A 15,220-nucleotide genomic window follows, 5' to 3' on the forward strand; every position below is an offset into this window, starting at 1 on the left:
TCCATTAAGTTTTGGCTAAAGCCAATGGAAGATTAATTTTTATTTCGCGGGCTAAAGCCCGCTTCTATTGAATATATTAGAATCCTTGTCAAGGTTTTGAACCTTGACAAGGATCTCTTTTTACTCCAACGACCACAGAATGTCCTGAATATGCAGGAAGAAGTTGTACATCAATTCTCCTCCATGTCCCAAAGCTCGTACTACAAAACCATTGTCTTCCATGGCAGAAACTCCTACTTCCATTACTTCGTGATGTTGCGCAGCGGCTTCAACGATCTCTTCTATCAATCCGTTTTTATCTACATTTTCTTTTGTACTGTAGAAAATCAGGGTTCCCTGATGGGTATACTGTTCCAGATTTCCAATGCTGCTGATCGGGATCATATCAGGCTGGATAAGAACATTATCTTTTACCACAAGCTTATTATTATGATAGATTTCCATCACATTCTGAAAACGTTTCAGTTTAAAAACCTCTCCATAATGTTTTCTCCCACAGGTAATGATCTCACTGATGATGATCTGACTGTTTTTCCCTATATGAATATTGGCTTTACTCTTAAAGTTTGAATCTTCGTGAGGAACAATCGGGTGAGGAACGTAAGCGAAAGAAGTTTCATCTTCCATAGAAACATTCAGCTCCTGAAGCGCCTTGTCCTGCATGTTGAAAAGTCTCTGATAAGATTGTGACTGCAATTGCAGTGCTGCTCCTTTTTCAAGGGTAACATTCAAATGATAATGGTCTCCATCCAGAATTCCCGGAGAGGAGCTCATCACCATCTGATAGAGCTTTTTGTCGCTTTTTCGCTGTCCTACAGAAACTACTCTGAAAGGAAGTGAGACATAAAGGTCTTTCACATAGGATTCTCCTCCCTTGAATCCTGCAATAATTTTTAAATGACTATCCATTTATCTTACCAGATTCGGTTCTTCAATTTCTTCTAAAAGGGCATATTTTTTAATCCAGCCAATTACTTTATCCAATCCTTCATCTGTTTTCAGGTTGGTGAACACGAAAGGATTTCCTTTTCTCATTCTTCGGGCATCATTTTCCATGACTTCAAGGCTGGCACCTACGTGAGGGGCAAGGTCAATTTTATTGATGATCAATAAATCTGATCTTGTAATACCAGGACCACCCTTTCTAGGAATTTTTTCTCCTTCCGCTACGTCAATAATAAAAATAGTAACGTCTGCAAGATCCGGGCTGAATGTTGCAGAAAGGTTATCGCCACCACTTTCAATCAAAACCAGTTCGATTTCCGGGAAACGTGTTGCCAGCTCGTCTACGGCTTCAAGGTTCATACTTGCATCTTCACGAATAGCTGTATGCGGGCATCCTCCTGTTTCTACTCCGATAATTCTGTCGTGGGGAAGAAGACTGTTTTTCGCCATAAATTCAGCATCTTCTTTGGTATAAATATCATTCGTGATGACTCCAAGATCATAAGTCCCGAATAATTTTCTGCTTAAACGTTCCAGTAATGCAGTTTTTCCTGAACCTACAGGTCCTGCTACTCCTACTTTTATGTATTTTCTGTTTTCCATTTTCTTTAAATTTTATTTTATTTTTTTAACGCTATAGGCGCTAAGCTTTCTTTACTGTGAATATTTTTCGATCGCAAGGGCGTTTCACTCAGCAGAGAGCAATTCGCCCATTTGCCCTTTTACCTTTTACCTTTTACCTTTTACCTTTTACCTTTTACCTTTTACCCTTTTATCTTTTTAGGACATATAAAGTCTTGAATACAATCTTTCATGCTGCATACACCTGATATCAAAGGCCGTATTACAAAGTCCCACCATATCTCTGTCCAGATCTATAGTTTCTAAAGCTGTTTTTTCCATGACGGGATAGAGTGAAAATAGAATATCCTGTCCGTCCAGCTGTCCAAGAGGAACTAATTTTACTGCATTGGTAATCATCCCGGCAACCGAAGTGTAATAGAATCCTAAAAGTGCTTCGTACAAAGGAATTTTCATCAGATACGCATATACTCCAAACACAATACAGTAATGAGAATTGGCTTCTTTATGCTGAACTGCTTTTTCAAAAGCTTCCATAAAAGGAAAATTTTCTCTTCTTTTAAAGATTTTAATCAGTCTAAGTCCCAGTTTCTGACTGGCCTGGCGAATTTCCTTTGGACATTTTATCGCATTACATTCATTATCCAATTGTAAAAGCTGCTGCAAATCTCCCTTTCCTGCCGCTTCATAAGCCAGTTTTACAAAAGCTCCGTCATTGAATTTAAGGTTGTACTGAAGCATATTCTGCACAAATTCTTTCGCGGTTGACAGATCATGTACAATTCTTTCCTGCACATAGGTTTCAAGTCCGTTGGAATGGGTATATCCTCCGATGGGAAGTGTAGGATCTGCAAGATGAAGCAGTCCTGACAGGAAATTTATATTATTCATCTTTCGGAGCGGCCATTTTTAAGATTTTTGTAAAGATTGTGGAGCCCAGACTTCCATGTCCGTGAGGTTCTACATTAGATTTAAGAAGGTTCAGCAGTTTCACCGACTGTTTTTCCGGTTTGAAACCGCTTGCCTCCAGCCATCTGAACATCGGCATTTCAAAAGGAAGCAAAACTTTATCATTCTGAATGAAAAGCGGAATATGTTTGTTTCCGATCTCATAACATACAGTTCCCATTTCCAGCAGTGAAGCTGGTGACATCACGATGGCTTCCGTCTCCAGAACATTGATTGCAATTATTTTTCCGGCATCCTCAAAAAGAATATCCCCTTCACGTAATCGTTGCCCTTCTCTGAGAAATTTGATGGCAACATCAATTCCCTGTCTGGTTTTTTTACGCTGGATTCTTTTGGTGGTTTCAAACCATTCCAGATCAAGATAGTCTATGGTTTTCTCCGTAGGGTTTTCAGCAAGATTGCCTATGATTTGATTAATTATCATTTTTGGTTTTTTTTCTGAAGTCTAAGTTTTTGGAGATTCCCACCCCGAATGTTGAACCACTGATTCCTGCGACATAGCTTTTCGTCCAGCCTTCTTCTTTTGTTTTGGTCTGAAGCATTGAAAGTTCTGCGAATTTGAATTTCAGTGCCCAGCCTCCTCCTAATACGATTCCGATCAAAGGATAGGCACGAAGACGGAATCCGTTAAAATTCTGCATGGCATCTGCTGCTGTTGAAAGCTGCTGTCCCCAAACATAGTGCGCATCTACCTGACCGATCAATACAAAATATTTTCCAAGCATTACCGAAGGGCTATACCAGATTCCCGCTTCATTCTGTTTGTAAACTACATTGTGATCTACTGTATTCTGCGAGTAAGCATAATTAACTCCGATAAGGTCATTATTATTGATGAAGTATCCTACTCCAAGCGGTGCACTGGAAACGGTACTGCTGCTGCTTGATGGTGTTGTAATTTTAGAATAGTCTAATGAACCATACACCATAAACTGTCCTTTGGGTCCGTCTTCATCACTTTTAAGCCTGTGCCCGCCCAGAAACTGGGCATTCAGATTTCCTGAAAGCATAGATACACCAGTTATCGCAAGAGAAAAAACTGTTTTATTTAAATATTTCATTTTACACTTTGTTCTATAATTGTTTTAAATTGTATCGGATAAACTTTGGCTAAACCTAACAGGTTTTTGAAACCTGTTAGGTTTTATTCATAAAATTTATCTTAGAACAAGTAATACAACTGTGTTAAAGGAAGTGTTTCTGCTGGTTCACAAGTGATATATTCTCCGTCTACCGTTACTTTATAGTTTTCAGGATTCACTTCAATTAAAGGCGTCTTATCATTATGGATAAGATCTTTTTTACCAATATTTCTACAGTTTTTCACCGGAAGAATCATTTTTTCCAGTTTGTAAGAAGCGATGGTTCCATTGTCGATAGAGATCTGAGAAACGAAGTTCGCGCAAGTACCAAACTTAGCTTTTCCGTGAGCACCGAACATATTTCTGTAAATAATAGGCTGAGGCGTTGGAATAGAAGCATTAGGATCTCCCATTTTAGCAGCAATGACAAATCCTCCTTTTACAATCATTTCCGGTTTCACACCAAATAAGGCCGGTTTCCAGATCACCAAATCTGCCAGTTTTCCTTCTTCAAGAGAGCCTACATATTCTGAAATACCGTGTGCTATAGCCGGATTGATGGTATATTTAGCCACATATCTTTTTGCACGATAATTGTCATTTCCGCTATCTTTATCTTCAGCCAGATCACCTCTCTGCTCTTTCATTTTGCTCGCTGTCTGCCATGTTCTGGTGATCACTTCTCCCGGTCTTCCCATCGCCTGAGAATCTGAACTCATAATACTGAAAACACCCATGTCGTGAAGGATATCTTCTGCTGCAATGGTTTCTGGACGAATACGTGAATCTGCAAACGCTACATCCTCAGGAATATTTTTGCTCAAATGGTGGCAAACCATCAACATATCTAAATGTTCATCAATGGTATTGATGGTATAAGGACGTGTAGGGTTGGTAGAAGCGGGCAATACATTCGGATACATAGCCGCTTTAATAATGTCAGGTGCGTGACCTCCACCTGCTCCTTCTGTGTGGAAAGTATGGATTACCCTTCCGTTGATGGCTCTCATGGTATCTTCCAGAAACCCTCCTTCATTCAAAGTATCCGTGTGGATAGCCACCTGAACGTCATATTTATCGGCTACTTTCAATGCGGCATCAATGGTTGCCGGAGTTGCTCCCCAGTCTTCGTGAATTTTTACTCCCAAAGCCCCTGCTTCTACCTGTTCTTCGATAGGTTCTTCTGCCGAGCAGTTTCCTTTTCCGAAGAAACCAAGATTCATAGGATATTCTTCTGCTGCTTCAAGCATTTTCTGCATATTGAATCTTCCCGGAGTAACTGTTGTTGCATTGGTTCCGTCATTGGGGCCTGTACCACCACCAATCATTGTGGTAATTCCGCTGTAAAGAGATGTTTCGATCTGCTGAGGGCAGATGTAGTGAATGTGAGTGTCAATTCCTCCGGCCGTTACAATATAACCTTTTCCTCCATGAACTTCTGTTGAAGCCCCGATAATCATATTAGGACTTACACCATCCATCGTATCAGGATTTCCTGCTTTTCCGATTCCTACGATCTTCCCGTCTTTAATTCCGATATCTCCTTTTACAATTCCCCAGTGGTCAATGATTACGGCTCCTGTGATACAAAGATCAAGCACGCCTTCATCTCTTTTAGCCGTTACATTTTGTCCCATACCATCACGTACGGTCTTTCCTCCTCCGAAAACAGCTTCGTCACCATAATGGGTGAAATCTTTTTCGATTTCAATAATAATTTCAGTATCACCCAGTCTGATTTTGTCTCCCGCTGTAGGACCTAATATATTGGCGTATTGTTTTCTATCTACGTGTAAGCTCATCTTAATGATTTTTAAAGTTTAACTCTTCAACTTTTGCAAGGCTTACTTTTTTCTGTTCTTCAGAATCTACCTGCCCATCGACAAGATTATTGAAGCCCATTGCTTTTTTGGTTCCTCCTATTTCTACCAATTCCACTTCTTTTTCTTCTCCCGGTTCGAAACGTACTGCAGTACTTGCTACAATATTCAGTCTCTTTCCAAAAGCTTTTTCACGGTCAAAGCTCATCGCTTTATTAACTTCGAAAAAATGGAAGTGCGAACCTACCTGAATAGGACGATCTCCTGTGTTTGTTACTTTTATTTTTACAGTTTCTCTGCCTTCATTGCAGATAATTGTACCTTCTTTTACAAAAATTTCTCCTGGTATCATAATCAGTAGTATTAGCGGATTGGATTGTGTACGGTTACCAGTTTGGTTCCATCAGGAAAAGTAGCTTCAATCTGAACATCATGGATCATTTCTGAAACGCCTGGCATCACATCTTCTTTAGTCAGAAGGTTGGCTCCTTCCTGCATCAGTTCAGCTACTTTTTTTCCATCTCTTGCTCCTTCAAGCAAAAAGTGGCTGATCAGAGCTATTGATTCCGGGTAGTTTAATTTAAGGCCTCTTGCCTTTCTTTTCAGAGCGAGTTCGCCAGCCAGAAACAGCATAAGCTTTTCCGTTTCTCTCGGTGTTAAGTGCATAATATTTTTATTTAAAATTGGACAAACAATATCCGGTTCACCCCTCCGTAAAGGCAAACAGACATGTTCAAAAAATGTAAATTGGGAATGATTTTTATGAGTCTGTACTCACGGGAATACAAACCATAGCGGATCATTAAAAATTAAAAAGGAATTAGCAGCCGGCTATCTGCAGGGAATGATACAGAATGTACCTTGGTGCTGTAATATAAATGCGGTTTTGAACAGCCGCAACCTGTGTATTGTAAGTGTAACCTGCAAAGAAATAGTGCAGCCACTGCTGTGCAAGTATTGAGTAATCAAATTTTACTTTCTCCCAGTCATTGGAATCCTGCACATCCTGTGCATCGGAAAAACTATAGATTTCAGGCTGGGTCTGATGGTCAGATTTCTGCTGTAAAAGATGAATTTTTGAAAGAATATCAGAATATGATTGAGTTTTCCCCTTATGTGCAAAAAGACCTGCACACAACGCTGAGAAAAATATCACAAAAGAGAAAAATAAGACTCTTTTTTTCATACCTGTTAATAATGGTGTAAAATTAGAACAATCTTATGCGCCCGGCTATCAAAAAAATTATTTAAAATGTTCAAAATCGCAACAAATATGAATTTATGTAATTTTAACACTCCGCTACAAATCCCTTATTTACAGCAATTAATCACTGTTTTTAAACTGTGACAAATATTTTATTGTCCTAATTCCTATAATTACAACAAAACGATGCATTTTTTTCTAAAAGCTAAAGAATTATCAAAACATACCCCTATTTAATAAAATCTATCATCAAAAAAAGCTTAAATATCATCAAAAAACTCATTTTATATTTTATTTGACAAAAACAGATGGTATTTTTTCTTTCTTTATAATTATTGTAAATTTGTATACACATCTTATTTAATTTAATAAAATAATAAAACGTAATATGTCAAAAGCAATTTCGCAAGTACCATTAGCGGTAAACGAGCCTGTAAACTCATACGAACCGGGATCTCCGGAAGTTAAAAGCCTGATCGACACTTATAAAAAAATGTGGGCTGAAAAGGTAGAAATCCCAATGATCATCAATGGAAAAGAAGTAAAAACTGATACAAAAGTACAGCTTCAGTCTCCACAGGATCATGCGCATGATTTCGGGTTTTACTATCAGGGTGGTATGCAGCATGTGGATGACGCTATCAACGCGGCATTGGCAGCTAAAAAAGAATGGAATGAACTAGGCTGGGAACAGCGTGCAGCAATTTTCTTAAAGGCAGCTGATCTTTTGGCTGGTCCTTACAGAGATGTAATTAATGCAGCAACAATGATCGGACAGTCTAAGAATGTTCACCAGGCTGAAATTGATTCCGCTTGTGAGTTCATTGACTTCTTAAGATTCAACGTAGAGTTCATGACAGAAATGTATGCTGAGCAGCCGGTTTCTGACAATGGAATCTGGAACCGCGTTGAATACAGACCATTAGAAGGATTCTGTTTTGCAGTAACTCCATTTAACTTTACCGCAATTTCCGGAAACCTTCCAACTTGTATGGCGATGCTAGGAAACGTGGTGGTTTGGAAGCCTTCTGACAAGCAGGTATATTCTGCAAAAGTAATCATGGATGTATTAACAGAAGCGGGTCTTCCTGCAGGGGTTATCAACATGATCTTTACTGATGGTAAAGAAACTGCTGAAAAAGTATTAGCGCACAGAGATTTCGCTGGTCTTCACTTCACAGGTTCTACAAAAGTATTCCAGGGAATGTGGAAAATGATCGGTGATAATATCCATAACTACAGAACATATCCAAGAATTGTTGGCGAAACAGGTGGTAAAGACTTTGTTATTGCTCACCCGTCCGCGAACGTAGAAGCGGTAGCGACTGCATTGGTAAGAGGAGCTTTCGAATATCAGGGACAGAAATGTTCTGCTGCTTCAAGAGCTTATGTACCTAAATCTCTTTGGGCTGATGTGAAAAAAGTAATGGAAGCTCAGATGAGCACCATCAAAATTGGTTCTCCGGAAGATACTTCTAACTTCGTAAATGCTGTAATTGATAAGAATTCTTTTGAAAAATGTAAAGGATATATCGACAGAGCGAACGCTTCAGGTGAAGCTACTGTTGCAATCGGTGGAAAATATGATGATTCTAAAGGATGGTTTGTACACCCAACAGTAATTGAAACTACAAATCCTCACTACGAAAGTATGGTTGAAGAGATCTTCGGCCCAATCTTATCAATCTACGTATACGAAGATCAGGACTGGAAAGAAACGCTGAAACTTGTAGATTCTACTTCTCCTTATTCATTAACAGGTTCTGTATTCTCACAAGACCGTTACGCAATCGCTGAAGCTTATAAAGCTTTAGAAAATGCATCAGGTAACTTCTACATCAACGATAAACCAACGGGTGCAGTAGTAGGACAGCAGCCTTTCGGTGGTGGTAGAGCTTCAGGAACCAACGATAAGGCAGGTTCTAAAATGAATCTTCTAAGATGGGTTTCTGTAAGAAGCGTTAAAGAAACGTTTGTTTCTCCAAAAAACTACAAATATCCATACCTGGGGTAATAATGATAAATGATCATTGATCAATGATTAAGCAGCCTCGGAATTTCGGTTTCGGGGCTTTTTTGTGGGGCTTAGGGTGCGAATACGAGGTGCGGGATTCGGGTTTTGAGAGTTTGAGGGTTATAGCGTTTGAGAATATTAGAGTATGAGCGTATTTTTGGTAATAAAATATTTTTTGGACAACATTAAACATTAAACATTAAACATTAAACTCGAAGCTCGAAGCTCGAAGCTCGCATATCCCGAAACCCCGTATCTCGAAACCCGTATCCCTCCACTAACATCTTTTAACAAACTTTACCGATATTTTACGATTCTTCAGACCCTGTTAGGAATAATTGTTGATTTTTTCATTATTACAACACCACAAAATAGAAGAATATGAAAAAGTTATTGCTAACAGCCGTTGGAATAGGAATATTTGCAGTGAGCTGTGGAACCAAAGAATCGACAATGTCAACAAGTAGCCGGGATTCAGCGGCTGTGGATAATACTCAAAAAAGTATCACGCCCACAACTACTGATACAATGACTACCAAAATGACGAATCCTGATACCATCAAGATGAAAAAGGATTCTATGGCAACGTCTCCTGTTAAATAGTAATGATAACATTCAATCTAAAAATGGAAATCTGCAGATGAAAGCTCTGCAGATTTTTTTATTTTCATTTTAGTAATTTTGAGTTAAAATTTATTTTAGGTTTTGACTAAAGCCACTGGCAGGGTGATTTATCATTAGCCGGGTTAAAACCCAGCCCTATTGAATTTTAATAATAAGATCTTTTATCTTTTATCTTTTATCTTTTATCTTTTATCTTTTATCTTTTATCTTTTATCTTTTATCTTTTATCTTTTATCTTTTAATTAAATCCTTATATTTGAGTAACATCAACAATCAAAATTAACGATTATGAGAAAATTATGGATAGGAGCAGTTCTTGGACTTTTTTTCCTTGGAAGCTGCGCTCAAAACAAAGAAAAAAGAGAGGAATATAAAGATGCCCATGATAAAGATTCTTTAAGAAACAGAATGGGTGATTCTGCTGTAGCGAACTCCATACCTTCCACCGGAACCTCCGATACTTCAAAAGTAAAAACCGACAGCGCGAAAATTAAATAAAATCACAAATCCACAGAAATTCTGTGGATTTGCACTTAAAAAAACTTGACTGAAAAAAAACCGGGCAATCAACCCCGATTATAGGATATGGCAGATATTCTGATGAGAATATTTCCTTATAAATTTAAAAATGGGAATTGCAGTTTCTCTTATGATGATCTTAATTCAGAAATGAAATAAAGTAATAAGCTGTAACAGAATTGTTGTGTACTTTGAAACTGTCACAAAGATATGATAGCAAAGGTTTTCTTTAAAACAATAGGTTGTTCATTTTCATGAAAATAGTAAGATAGAATCGAATAAAAAGCGGTTTTTTAATCATTTTCCGGAAAATGAACATTTTTATCTGATTGGCTTTCAGCATCGAGATATTTGATATATGCAGATGGCGAATAGTCTGTAACCGCTTTAAAGACAGCTGCAAATTTACTGTGTGAAGAGAATCCGCATTCGTCGGCAAGGATACTTATTTTATATTGTCTGTACTTCTCATCATTGATGAGCTTGTCTACAATATAATTGATCCTTAAACGATTTACATAGGTTTTGAAATCTGCATTTTTATGCTGATTGATGACGTAAGACAGATATTTTGTATTGGTGTTCAACTCACCTGCAAGAAAAGACAGAGACATCCCTTTATTGTTATAGAGATCACCTTTCTCAAAATCTTCAAGCAGTTCAAGTAATTTCGATTCGGTCTCGGAGGTCATCAGGGAATCACTCCTTCTCCGGTCTGCTTCAGAGTCTTTTTCATCAATTTCTTCTACAGATATATTGGAAAATTCGGAATCATACGATGGCTTTAAGGGATAATGACTCCTGTTCCCCATCACATTGAGCTGGGCTCTGATGATGTTTCTCAGTTTTGAACGCTGTTCTTTCTGTTTTCTTCTGATAAAAAGAAACAGACCAACCAGTGAAATGAACAGAATAACAATAGCCGCATTCTTTACTCCATTCATCTTCCCGCTTTTTTTGTTAGATTTTCCTTTTGAATTTTCAAAATCTTTGATTGCAAAACTCTGATTTCGCGCTGCAATACTGTCGTAAGCGCGGATATATTTCACCGCATATAATGAAGCTTTAAAATTATCCCCGATTCCTTCATAATAATCATTAATATTGGAATAGACAGCTTTTTTAAGCTTAAGACTCCGGGATGTATCGGCAATTTTTTCCGCTTTTTTAAGATACAGTTCAGCATCTTTCCAGTTTTTCTGCTTCAGACGAATACCTCCTAAACCGTTATATACTAATCCCAGTGTACAGCTTCCGTTTTTCAGCAGACTTTCTGCTTTCCGGTAATAGTCTTCGGAAACGGAATAATCGTTAAGTTTGAAATACACATCTCCCAACAGCTGATAAGAAGCTGCTGCTGTTCTGTTTTCGTTTTGGCTGTTTATTTTTCCAAAATATTTCAGAGAGGATTCAATATGCTGTATGGCATGGGGAAAATTCCCCATCTCCATTTCATAGAAGGCCATTTCCTGATTCAGCAGGCCGGCGGCTTCATTACTTTTCTGAAAATCAACAATCTTACCTGAAGCCTCCAGCCCTTTTACAATGTATTTTTTTGATCTTTCGTATAACCCTACCTGTCTATATTGCCTCGCAAGTAATCTGGTCACCACGGTCATCCATTCCGGATCATTGATCTGATTGATTACCGAATGTGCATTTTCACTGTAACAGATTGCTTTTTTAAGTTCACCTGCATGATGATATAGTTCTGAAGAGAGCACAAGACATTTAATTTTCTCTGAAGGTTTCTGTGCCTTCATATAGAGAGAATCCGCAGTTTTGATGGCTTTGGGTAAATCCTTATAGGCTTTAACGGCAGAGGTCCTCTCACAGATAAGGTCAAAATTATTTTTTTTCTGAGCGAATATAGGGACTGCTGTTGCCAGCAGAAATAAAAATTGCAAAAGACTTTTAGGCATAAAAAAACAAATTATTATTTTGATTTTATAATAATTCATCATTATTTTCACAGGGTGTCTTTTTGTTTTTTACAAAACTAGTGATATTTTATTTTTTATTAAAATATTATATTGAAATTTAATCATTTAACCAAAAACATCTATTTGCATTAATTTTAATAATAAGACTAAAATAATAGATGATTATCTTTAATATAACCTGATGCCTATTTTAAAACCAAAATTGCTTTATAATTATTTTCAATATGAACAGCCCATGTGTCATCATATTTATTACATTTGCAGGGAATAAAAAGTTTTATGAAAAAAATAGCAATACTTTCCTCAATTTTTATAGGAGCTCTTGCATGGGCACAGGGAATTAAATTTGAAGAGGGCAATTTTGCCTCTGTTATGGCCAAAGCAAAAAAAGAAAAAAAACTGGTCTTTATTGACGCATATGCTTCATGGTGTGGACCTTGTAAACTGATGGTTAAAAATATTTTTCCCCTTCAGTCTGTAGGAGATTACTACAATTCTCACTTTATCAATGCTAAAATTGATATGGAAAAAGGAGAAGGAATTGAGCTGGCCAAAAAATATAATGTAAAAGCATTCCCTACTTACCTGTTTATTGACGGAAATGGTGAAGCTGTACACCGAACTTTAGGATATGTGGAAGAAAAAGACTTTATCCAGTTTGCAAAAGACGCAGAAGATCCCAACAAAAGACTTACTTCTCTGAAGCAGCAGTTTGAAAAAGGAGAAAAAGATCCTGAGTTTTTAAAGAATCTTGCAGGTCTTACCATGTATAACGATGCTGAGTTTGCCGGGAAAGTTCTTAACCGCTATTTCCAGCAGAAAACAGGCTTAGACCAGGAAGATATCCAAATGCTTCTTTCAGGAGTACAAACTACAGACAGTCCTTTATACAAAATTTTTCAGGATAAAAAAGCTGATATCGTTAAGTTCTTCCCGGAAGATAAATATGAAAAGTTTGATAAAAATATTAAGCTGAACACGGTTTCTAAAAAAGCCTATAATCCGGATACAAAAAAATGGGATGATAGCTATTTTATGGCTGAAACCCAGAAATTTCTAAGCAAAGAGGAAGCTGACAAGATCTTAAAAAGAATGAAAGCCAACAGAGCTTTAAAGAATAAAGATATTGCAGAGTATGAAAAGCTAATTCTTGATCTTTACAAAGATTATTCAGCGGCTGGTTCTGAAGAACTCAATTCCCTTGCATGGAACTTTTTTGAAAATGTAAGCAATAAAACCTCTCTTGAAAAAGCCATTGCATGGGCACAAGAATCTGTAAAGAAAGATCAGAACTTTGCTAATACTGATACTTTAGCTAATCTTTACAATAAGGTTGGTGATAAGAAAAATGCAAAAATGTGGGCTGAAAAATCTATTGAACTGGCAAAAAGCACAGGACAGGATTCTACAGACACGGAAAAGCTATTGAAGAATCTTTAATAAACCTCCTAATAAAAAATAAAAACCGCAGAACTTCAGTTTTGCGGTTTTTTGTTTTTAAAAAAAGTACTTAATTATTATATACCAGAATCTGCATCTTGGTAAGCATTGCTTCTGTATCACCATTATATCCTGCATAACCAGAAGGAACAAAATTTACTGTCGCAGCTCCGGACCATGCTGCATACTGTACTTTAAAAGTATAAGTTCCCGCCGGGAGGGTTACTGATTTCAAAAATGTTACCGGAACAGGCATACTTTGTAAAGCAGTTACTCCAGGAAAGTTTCCTGCTTTAGAAGCAAAGGCTGACGAAATTTTCGTTCCATTTTGTAAAAGGGCGAAAACACCTTGACTCGAACTACCATCTGTTAATGTTGCATATCCTAAAATAGTAAATAAAAAGGTCTGAGTTCTTCCTGTAGGAACCGTCAAAGTAATTGTTACGCCAGGAACATCAATTGTTGCTCCCTGAGCAGCGGTAGCAGCAGTAGTTCCCTGTACATAGAATGCGCCGTTAATTGTTCCGCTTATTGTATTTAGTGTCTGCCATGAGGGAGCGACTGCAGCCCCATTGGATGTCAAAATCTGACCGGTTGTGCCCGCAGAACCTGCCGTTGTGGCATTTCCTCCTACATTGATTTCATTAACTACTTGTAGAGAACCATTAACGTGCAACGTTTTCTGAGGAGTCGGGGTTTCTATTCCAACTTGGGCCAACGAAAATAAGGGAACTAAAAAAGCCCCAGGTAATAAATAGTTTTTCATGTTTGTTTTTAGAATTTTTAACAGAAATAAAATTACAACAAAAAAACAATCAAATAATTTACGCAACAATGAATATTTTCAATTAAAAATGACAAAACATTTTATAAACTCTATAATTTTTCACACAATGTTAAAAATCAACAAAAAAAATACAACAAATTGATAATCAATAAAAAAATCAGCACCATTATCACAATAAAAAGATACTTAAATCCTCTACCAAATAAAAAACCATAAACTAAAGCTTATGGTTTTTGACTTATTTTTGTCTCGTTATGATATACTAGAATAAAACTAATTGGATATTCTCAATATGGAAACCTGTGTAGATAATGGATAAAGGGTCATTCCTGTTCCTGTACAATTTCCTGACTGCCCTCTTCCCAGCTCAATATTCCATACATAATTGGAAGTAATTCTTGCAGTAAAGGTAATACTTCCTCCATGGTTTGACGAACCACCGGATACGTGAGATGCAGTACTATGTACCCTTTGAGTACCGCTACTCCCAACCGGAAAATCTACAAAATAAGAAGAAAGACTGCAGGATCCATTATTATGGTCTGCTTCATACGTAAAAGTAATCGCATACAACCCCGGAGTAAATGTAATCTGAGAAGCTCCGGCATAAGTAATCCCGCTTCCCGAACTGTTGGCTATCTCCAATACAGGAGCAAGAATCTGTTTTTGCCCAATACCTTGTGTACTTAAAAAATTACCCATAGTAGAATTTAATTGATAAATGGCCGGTCTCGGGATCCCCAGAGTATTCAAAGTGGAAACATTCACAATACTACTCCATTGGGTGCCATCGTTATAATACGGGCCAGGGCTTACATTGTTGGGAGAAGTGCCCGCTGTTGCCGTATTATAAACTATCATACCCGCCACATGTGCACTAAGTGGTGAAGGAGAGTTGGTACTTGTAAGGGCAACCCGTGGAGGTAAAAGCCCTTTGTTTGTCGAAACAATATCCAATGCTGCATTGGAATTCGGATTTGGAGTATTGATACCTATACCTCCCGTTTGAGCAAAAGCACGGGCTGATAATGATAATACTACCATTGATAAAATAATTTTTTTCATCATCTTTTTATAATTTAAACGTTGTTCTTTAAAATTGTGTTTAATATTGACTTCATTGTAATACATACCTGAAGTTCTTTATGTTGATGTAAATTTTAAACAAATCAAAATCAACAGCACAAAGATATTCAATAAAATACATTACTCAAAGTATTTCATTGAATATCAATTAATTAACAAATAATGATTTAAAAAAAACCGTTTAATTTATTAAATGATGAAAAAA

At 37.3% G+C, this 15,220-nt stretch carries 16 protein-coding genes; 4 read left to right on the forward strand and 12 right to left on the reverse strand.

The genetic code is table 11. From position 1 onward, the window contains the following. Nucleotides 1-120 precede the first annotated feature (120 nt). The 9 genes from RAH34_RS00265 to RAH34_RS00305 form a co-directional block, all read right to left on the reverse strand. Nucleotides 121-909 carry an urease accessory protein UreD gene (locus RAH34_RS00265; protein WP_306594774.1) on the reverse strand — a complete coding sequence of 263 codons (789 nt, stop codon included), beginning with the start codon at nt 907-909 and terminating at the stop codon, nt 121-123. After that, nucleotides 910-1,548, reverse strand: a complete 639-nt coding sequence (gene ureG, locus RAH34_RS00270) for an urease accessory protein UreG (RefSeq protein WP_306594775.1) — start codon at nt 1,546-1,548, stop codon at nt 910-912. 177 nt (nt 1,549-1,725) lie between these two features. Continuing rightward, the gene (locus tag RAH34_RS00275; RefSeq protein WP_306594776.1) at nt 1,726-2,418 is read right to left on the reverse strand and encodes an urease accessory protein UreF; all 693 of its coding nucleotides are present in this window, start codon (nt 2,416-2,418) and stop codon (nt 1,726-1,728) included. Next, a complete protein-coding gene (gene ureE, locus RAH34_RS00280) occupies nt 2,411-2,920 on the reverse strand; it encodes an urease accessory protein UreE (RefSeq protein WP_306594777.1) in 510 nt (169 codons plus the stop codon). The genes RAH34_RS00275 and ureE overlap by 8 nt, the downstream gene beginning before the upstream one ends. Further along, nucleotides 2,910-3,557: a hypothetical protein gene (locus RAH34_RS00285; protein ID WP_306594778.1), complete on the reverse strand. Its 648-nt coding sequence runs from the start codon at nt 3,555-3,557 to the stop codon at nt 2,910-2,912. The genes ureE and RAH34_RS00285 overlap by 11 nt, the downstream gene beginning before the upstream one ends. Nucleotides 3,558-3,658: 101 nt before the next feature. Then, a complete protein-coding gene (gene ureC, locus RAH34_RS00290; RefSeq protein WP_253317554.1) occupies nt 3,659-5,380 on the reverse strand; it encodes an urease subunit alpha in 1,722 nt (573 codons plus the stop codon). A 1-nt stretch (nt 5,381) separates the two neighbouring features. Then, nucleotides 5,382-5,750: an urease subunit beta gene (gene ureB / locus RAH34_RS00295; protein WP_034697259.1), complete on the reverse strand. Its 369-nt coding sequence runs from the start codon at nt 5,748-5,750 to the stop codon at nt 5,382-5,384. An 11-nt stretch (nt 5,751-5,761) separates the two neighbouring features. Continuing rightward, the gene (gene ureA, locus RAH34_RS00300) at nt 5,762-6,064 is read right to left on the reverse strand and encodes an urease subunit gamma (RefSeq protein WP_034697260.1); all 303 of its coding nucleotides are present in this window, start codon (nt 6,062-6,064) and stop codon (nt 5,762-5,764) included. Nucleotides 6,065-6,218: 154 nt separating this feature from the next. Beyond that, nucleotides 6,219-6,584: a hypothetical protein gene (locus RAH34_RS00305; protein WP_114819169.1), complete on the reverse strand. Its 366-nt coding sequence runs from the start codon at nt 6,582-6,584 to the stop codon at nt 6,219-6,221. A gap of 406 nt (nt 6,585-6,990) precedes the next feature. Here RAH34_RS00305 and pruA point away from each other — a divergent pair, with 406 nt between their 5' ends. The 3 genes from pruA to RAH34_RS00320 all read left to right on the forward strand — a co-directional run bounded on the left by pruA (nt 6,991) and on the right by RAH34_RS00320 (nt 9,738). Further along, nucleotides 6,991-8,616 carry an L-glutamate gamma-semialdehyde dehydrogenase gene (gene pruA / locus RAH34_RS00310; protein WP_306594779.1) on the forward strand — a complete coding sequence of 542 codons (1,626 nt, stop codon included), beginning with the start codon at nt 6,991-6,993 and terminating at the stop codon, nt 8,614-8,616. A gap of 453 nt (nt 8,617-9,069) precedes the next feature. Further along, entirely contained in the window at nt 9,070-9,219 is a 150-nt protein-coding gene (locus tag RAH34_RS00315; RefSeq protein WP_228411898.1) for a hypothetical protein, read from the forward strand. A 309-nt stretch (nt 9,220-9,528) separates the two neighbouring features. Next, on the forward strand, nt 9,529-9,738 hold the full coding sequence (locus tag RAH34_RS00320) for a hypothetical protein (protein ID WP_306594780.1): 210 nt from the start codon (nt 9,529-9,531) through the stop codon (nt 9,736-9,738). A gap of 314 nt (nt 9,739-10,052) precedes the next feature. On the opposite strand, the gene RAH34_RS00325 is transcribed toward RAH34_RS00320, so the two are convergent. After that, entirely contained in the window at nt 10,053-11,681 is a 1,629-nt protein-coding gene (locus RAH34_RS00325) for an AraC family transcriptional regulator (protein WP_306594781.1), read from the reverse strand. Between the two features lie 300 nt (nt 11,682-11,981). Between RAH34_RS00325 and RAH34_RS00330 the strand changes: the two genes are divergently transcribed. Beyond that, nucleotides 11,982-13,142: a thioredoxin family protein gene (locus RAH34_RS00330; RefSeq protein WP_306594782.1), complete on the forward strand. Its 1,161-nt coding sequence runs from the start codon at nt 11,982-11,984 to the stop codon at nt 13,140-13,142. 70 nt (nt 13,143-13,212) lie between these two features. Here the strand turns inward: RAH34_RS00330 and RAH34_RS00335 are convergent, their stop codons facing one another. Further along, a complete protein-coding gene (locus RAH34_RS00335) occupies nt 13,213-13,908 on the reverse strand; it encodes a hypothetical protein (RefSeq protein WP_306594783.1) in 696 nt (231 codons plus the stop codon). 294 nt (nt 13,909-14,202) lie between these two features. After that, the gene (locus RAH34_RS00340; RefSeq protein WP_162800837.1) at nt 14,203-14,997 is read right to left on the reverse strand and encodes a hypothetical protein; all 795 of its coding nucleotides are present in this window, start codon (nt 14,995-14,997) and stop codon (nt 14,203-14,205) included. Nucleotides 14,998-15,220: the final 223 nt, after the last annotated feature.

The sequence above is a fragment of the Chryseobacterium sp. WLY505 genome (assembly GCF_030846215.1).
Classification (GTDB): Bacteria; Bacteroidota; Bacteroidia; order Flavobacteriales; family Weeksellaceae; genus Chryseobacterium.

Bases quoted from the DNA above. Each gene is read 5' to 3' on its own strand.
- RAH34_RS00265 (WP_306594774.1), bottom strand. From the start codon at position 909: ATGGATAGTCATTTAAAAATTATTGCAGGATTCAAGGGAGGAGAATCC.
- ureG (WP_306594775.1), bottom strand. From the start codon at position 1,548: ATGGAAAACAGAAAATACATAAAAGTAGGAGTAGCAGGACCTGTAGGT.
- RAH34_RS00275 (WP_306594776.1), bottom strand. From the start codon at position 2,418: ATGAATAATATAAATTTCCTGTCAGGACTGCTTCATCTTGCAGATCCT.
- ureE (WP_306594777.1), bottom strand. From the start codon at position 2,920: ATGATAATTAATCAAATCATAGGCAATCTTGCTGAAAACCCTACGGAG.
- RAH34_RS00285 (WP_306594778.1), bottom strand. From the start codon at position 3,557: ATGAAATATTTAAATAAAACAGTTTTTTCTCTTGCGATAACTGGTGTA.
- ureC (WP_253317554.1), bottom strand. From the start codon at position 5,380: ATGAGCTTACACGTAGATAGAAAACAATACGCCAATATATTAGGTCCT.
- ureB (WP_034697259.1), bottom strand. From the start codon at position 5,750: ATGATACCAGGAGAAATTTTTGTAAAAGAAGGTACAATTATCTGCAAT.
- ureA (WP_034697260.1), bottom strand. From the start codon at position 6,064: ATGCACTTAACACCGAGAGAAACGGAAAAGCTTATGCTGTTTCTGGCT.
- RAH34_RS00305 (WP_114819169.1), bottom strand. From the start codon at position 6,584: ATGAAAAAAAGAGTCTTATTTTTCTCTTTTGTGATATTTTTCTCAGCG.
- pruA (WP_306594779.1), top strand. From the start codon at position 6,991: ATGTCAAAAGCAATTTCGCAAGTACCATTAGCGGTAAACGAGCCTGTA.
- RAH34_RS00315 (WP_228411898.1), top strand. From the start codon at position 9,070: ATGTCAACAAGTAGCCGGGATTCAGCGGCTGTGGATAATACTCAAAAA.
- RAH34_RS00320 (WP_306594780.1), top strand. From the start codon at position 9,529: ATGAGAAAATTATGGATAGGAGCAGTTCTTGGACTTTTTTTCCTTGGA.
- RAH34_RS00325 (WP_306594781.1), bottom strand. From the start codon at position 11,681: ATGCCTAAAAGTCTTTTGCAATTTTTATTTCTGCTGGCAACAGCAGTC.
- RAH34_RS00330 (WP_306594782.1), top strand. From the start codon at position 11,982: ATGAAAAAAATAGCAATACTTTCCTCAATTTTTATAGGAGCTCTTGCA.
- RAH34_RS00335 (WP_306594783.1), bottom strand. From the start codon at position 13,908: ATGAAAAACTATTTATTACCTGGGGCTTTTTTAGTTCCCTTATTTTCG.
- RAH34_RS00340 (WP_162800837.1), bottom strand. From the start codon at position 14,997: ATGATGAAAAAAATTATTTTATCAATGGTAGTATTATCATTATCAGCC.